6 protein-coding genes and 1 pseudogene are annotated in these 4290 nt (G+C 66.0%); 5 read left to right on the forward strand and 2 right to left on the reverse strand.

Annotation, left to right across the window (positions count from 1 at the left end):
* Positions 1–161 precede the first annotated feature (161 nt).
* From AC27IO_RS21125 to AC27IO_RS21135, 3 genes are all read left to right on the forward strand, one after another.
* Entirely contained in the window at positions 162–692 is a 531-nt protein-coding gene (locus tag AC27IO_RS21125) for a type VI secretion system amidase effector protein Tae4 (protein WP_317355381.1), read from the forward strand.
* Positions 689–913, forward strand: coding sequence for a hypothetical protein (locus AC27IO_RS21130; protein WP_317355378.1), 225 nt, complete (start codon positions 689–691; stop codon positions 911–913). Before AC27IO_RS21125 ends, AC27IO_RS21130 begins: the two co-directional genes overlap by 4 nt.
* A gap of 187 nt (positions 914–1100) precedes the next feature.
* The gene (locus AC27IO_RS21135; protein ID WP_442867380.1) at positions 1101–1883 is read left to right on the forward strand and encodes a transporter substrate-binding domain-containing protein; all 783 of its coding nucleotides are present in this window, start codon (positions 1101–1103) and stop codon (positions 1881–1883) included.
* Positions 1884–2018: 135 nt separating this feature from the next.
* On the opposite strand, the gene AC27IO_RS21140 is transcribed toward AC27IO_RS21135, so the two are convergent.
* Both AC27IO_RS21140 and AC27IO_RS21145 read right to left on the reverse strand, forming a co-directional pair.
* Complete coding sequence (locus tag AC27IO_RS21140; protein ID WP_284431158.1) at positions 2019–2567, reverse strand: NUDIX hydrolase; 549 nt, start codon at positions 2565–2567, stop codon at positions 2019–2021.
* A gap of 95 nt (positions 2568–2662) precedes the next feature.
* Positions 2663–3358 carry a fumarylacetoacetate hydrolase family protein gene (locus tag AC27IO_RS21145; RefSeq protein WP_272552681.1) on the reverse strand — a complete coding sequence of 232 codons (696 nt, stop codon included), beginning with the start codon at positions 3356–3358 and terminating at the stop codon, positions 2663–2665.
* Between the two features lie 159 nt (positions 3359–3517).
* Between AC27IO_RS21145 and maiA the strand changes: the two genes are divergently transcribed.
* Together maiA and AC27IO_RS21155 are read left to right on the forward strand one after the other, a co-directional pair.
* Entirely contained in the window at positions 3518–4186 is a 669-nt protein-coding gene (maiA, locus tag AC27IO_RS21150) for a maleylacetoacetate isomerase (protein WP_284404335.1), read from the forward strand.
* A pseudogene (locus AC27IO_RS21155) lies at positions 4183–4290 on the forward strand (laccase); the annotation flags it as partial. The gene maiA and the pseudogene AC27IO_RS21155, both read left to right, overlap by 4 nt.

Here is a 4290-nt window from a genome sequence, read left to right on the forward strand (position 1 = left end):
CCGCGCCCATGGCGCCGGCCTCGGCGGGCGGCGGGCTGCCGTTCTTCATCGAATCCAAGCCTTGAAATCTTGAATCAGTCTCACACAAGCGCGCGTTCCTATAATGCCCGGCTCCAAGGGAAAGCCACTGGCCGGTATTTGCTGGTGGGCAATACAAACGCATGACCGTCAGCGCAATGCCAAACTTTCAAGATATCTGGAAAAACCATCCAAACGTCAAAGGCGATGCGCCTCTGCTGAACAAAGCGGCCTACGAAAACCAGTGCGCTATTAATTTTTCAGCCGCCCTCATGCGTGCCGGCGTGAACTTCAAAACATTTCGAGGGGTGCGATCCTGGCAACAGGGTACGGAGAAGTACCCGATCCGTGCGCAGGAGGTGGCCGACTGGGTGGCGGCTGGAGGAACCCGCTTGCCGATCCGCATAGAAAAGTTCACAGGCGCGCAGGCATTCGGTCACGCAGAGGGCAGTGCGGGCATGAAGGACCGCACTGGGCTCGTATTCTTTCAAAACTACTGGGGGCCAGGAATGCAGGGGGACCACATCGACTTATGGAACGGTAGCCGGTTGAGCGACCGTGGGTCATGGCTGCGCATTCACCTACGCATCGGCGGTTTTGGCGTCCACAGCATTTTTAGCGACGTTTCCGATATGGAAAAAGCCCAGGCCGTATGGTTCTGGCAACTCGCATGAAAGCCGCTCTCCACGTCATTTTCGGGGCACTGTTGGGCGCGGCCTTCGGCGTGCTGGGCTCTGTGACTTACGACCGTCTGTTTGGGGCGGGTTACCCCCTCAATGATGAGCAATCCAACACGTTGGCAATCGTGTTGGTGTTCGGGGTTTTGCCGGTATCCACGCTGGTTGGCGCGATCACCGGCTATGCACTGCATCGGCGGCGCGTGCGCAAGATTTGATCGCGATAGCTTTCGAGGGCGCCAAAGTGTTGTTGACGGGTACGGGTGTCGCATACACGCGCTTTCCGCATGCCATGCACCGCAGCGCGACCGCTCTCCGCTATGCTTGCCAGCGGTGCGTTCGCGGCCGGTGCCATGGCCGCCGTGCCGTTGCGATCCTCCCCCTCAACCTCTGGATACCCTTGCCATGATTGCTCGAAAAATGCGTTCCCTGGTCGCCGCTGGCGCCGTGATCTGCCTGTCGCTCGTGACCGCTGCCCACGCCGGCCCCCGGCTGGACAAGATCATGGAAAGCAAGGTCCTGCGCGTGGGCACGCCCGGCGACTACCGCCCCTTCGCCATCAAGACCGATGCCGGCTACAGCGGCCACGACATCGACGTGATCGAACTCATGGCCAAGGAACTGGGCGTGAAGGTCGAATACGTGGCCACGAGCTGGCCCAACCTCATGAAGGATCTGCAGGGCGACAAGTTCGACGTGGCCGTGGGCGGCATCACCCGCAACGTCACGCGCATTCGCCAGATCGAGATGCTCCCCGGCTACGCGCCGTTCGGCAAGGTGGCGCTGGTGCGCACGGCCGACAAGGCCCAGTACCAGACGCTGCAGGACCTGAACAAATCGTCCGTGCGCGTCATCAAGAACCCCGGCGGCACCAACGAAACCTTCGTGCTGCAGAACCTGACCGCCGCGCAGGTCAGCACGCACGACAAGAACGCCGAAATCCCCGCGCTGATCGCGGAAGGCAAGGGCGACGTGATGATCACCGAAACCTACGAAGCCCTGCACTACGCCAAGGCCGACCCGCGCCTGACCGCCGCGTTCATCGACGCGCCGCTCACGCCCACCAACACCCTGGGCTTCATGCTGCCCAAGGACGATGCCGACTATTCGCGCGTGATGGAGTTCGTCTGGGGCCTGCTGGATGCCCGCGGCACGCTCAAGCAGTCGGCCGACAAGTGGCTCAAGTGATCGGCTGACGCCATCTTCGGGCGACCGCGCCAGTAGCGGCTCCCCGAAAAGCCAAAGGGCGCAGGCCACAGTAATGTGGCTGCGCCCTTTTTCCATGGAGCCGGCAGCAGCGCATGGCCCGCGAAGGCAGGCGGGTCAGTCGATGTCCACGCAGTGCAGCCCGAACCTGCCCGCCTTGCGGTCGGCGAAATAGCGCTCCAGCGTGGTCTTCACGGTGCGAAAGGCGATCTCGTCCCAGGGCACTTCCTCCTCGGTGAACAGGCGCGCCTCCAGGGTTTCGTAGCCCGGATCGAAGGCGTCGCTGAGCAGCTGGGCCAGGTAGAAGAAATGCACCTGCCCCACGTGCTGCACGTTCAGCAGGCTGAACAGCGGCCCCATCTGGATCTGCGCGCCGGCTTCCTCGTCGGTCTCGCGCTCCGCGCCCTGCGCGGTGGTTTCGTTCAGTTCCATGAACCCCGCGGGCAGCGTCCACTTGCCCCGGCGCGGTTCGATGGCGCGCCGGCACAGCAGCACCTGGTCGTGCCATACGGGCACGGTGCCCACCACGTTCAGCGGGTTCTCGTAGTGGATGGTGTGGCAGGCCGGGCAGACGGCGCGGTGCTTGGTGTCGCCATCGTCGGGAACGCGGTACACCACGGCCGTTCCACATTCGCGGCAGTGCTTGATGGGGCTGCGGGAGGTCATTCGTTTTTCTGAAAATGAAGCGTCGTGGGGCGGCGGAGCGGGAACACCGGCCCCGGCCGATGGCCGCGAGGCCAGGGCGGGGCCCGAGGGGGCTGTCAGGCCACGGCCAGGCGCAGCGTGCCCAGGCCGTCCACGCCGCCTTCGAGCGTGTCGCCGCGCACCACGGCGGCCACGCCCTCCGGCGTGCCCGTGAAGATCAGGTCGCCGGGCTGCAGCTCCCAAGCGGCCGACAGGTGCTCGATCGTTTCGGCGATGTTCCAGATCAGCTGCGAGACGGTGCTGCGCTGGCGGTCGGCGCCGTTCACCTGCAGCCAGATCGCGGCCTGCGCCACGTTGCCTGCCTGCGCGGCCGGGGTGATGGGGCCGATGGGGGCGCTGTGCTCGAAGGCCTTGCCGATCTCCCAGGGGCGGCCCTGCTTCTTCATGTCGTTTTGCAGGTCACGGCGCGTCATGTCCAGGCCCACGGCATAGCCATACACGTGCTGCAGCGCGTCGGCCGCGGTGATGCCCTTGCCGCCCTTGCCGATGGCCACCACCAGTTCGATCTCGTGGTGCAGGTTGGCGGTGAGCGTGGGGTAGGGCAGCGTGCCCGTCTGGCCGGCATCGACCACGACCAGGGCGTCGGCGGGCTTCATGAAGAAGAAGGGCGGCTCGCGGCCGGTGAAGCCCATTTCCTTGGCGTGTTCTTCGTAATTGCGGCCCACGCAGTAGATGCGGTGCACGGGGAACCGGTCGCCGGTGCCGATGACGGGCACGCTGGCCACGGCTGCGGGAGGAATCACATAGCTCATGTCTGCCTTTCTTCGAAAAGGGACGGCGCGGGGCTGGCCGCGCCGGATGCGGGGAGGGCCGCGCGGCGGCATCGTGCCGGCGCGGGCGCAAACCGGCAGTGTGCCACGGGGCCGGCGTGGTCGCTGTCCCTGGCAGGGCGGCGTTATGCTCGCCGCACCATGAAGCTGTTCAACTACTTCCGTTCATCGTCCTCGTACCGCGTGCGCATCGCCCTGGGGATCAAGGGCCTGCCTTACGACTATGTGCCGGTGCACCTGGTGCGTGCCGAACACCGCCTTCCCGCCTATGCCGACCGGCTGGGCGATCCGCTCGTGCCGGCGCTGGTCACCGACGACGGCCACACCCTGGCGCAGTCGCTGGCCATCATCGAGTACCTCGACGAGATGCATCCCGAGCCGCCCCTGCTGCCCGCCGACCCGCTCGGCCGCGCCCAGGTGCGGGCGCTGGCGCAGATGATCGCCTGCGAGATCCACCCCATCAACAACCTGCGCGTGCTCAAGTACCTCACGCAGGAGCTGCAGCAGAGCGAAGACACCAAGACCGCCTGGTACCACCACTGGACGCGCAACGGCTTGGCGGCCTTCGAACGCCAGCTGGGCCTGCTGGCGCAGGAGCGGCAGGCCGCCGGACTGGCCCCCTCGCAGTTCTGCTGGGGCGACGTGCCCACGCTGGCCGACTGCTGCCTGGTGCCGCAGATCTTCAATGCCCAGCGCTTTCGCGTGAACCTGGACGGCCTGCCGCTCACCATGGCCGCGTGGGAAGCCGCCATGGCGCTGCCCGCCTTCCAGGGCGCGCACCCGTCCGCCTGCCCGGACCACGAAGCCTGACCGCGCCGATGCCCATGCCACCACCGGGCCACGATTGGCTGGTGCCCGACTGGCCGGCGCCCGCCCATGTGCGCGCGCTGTGCACCACGCGCGCGGGCGGCGTG

This window comes from Acidovorax sp. KNOB132 (assembly GCF_057541515.1).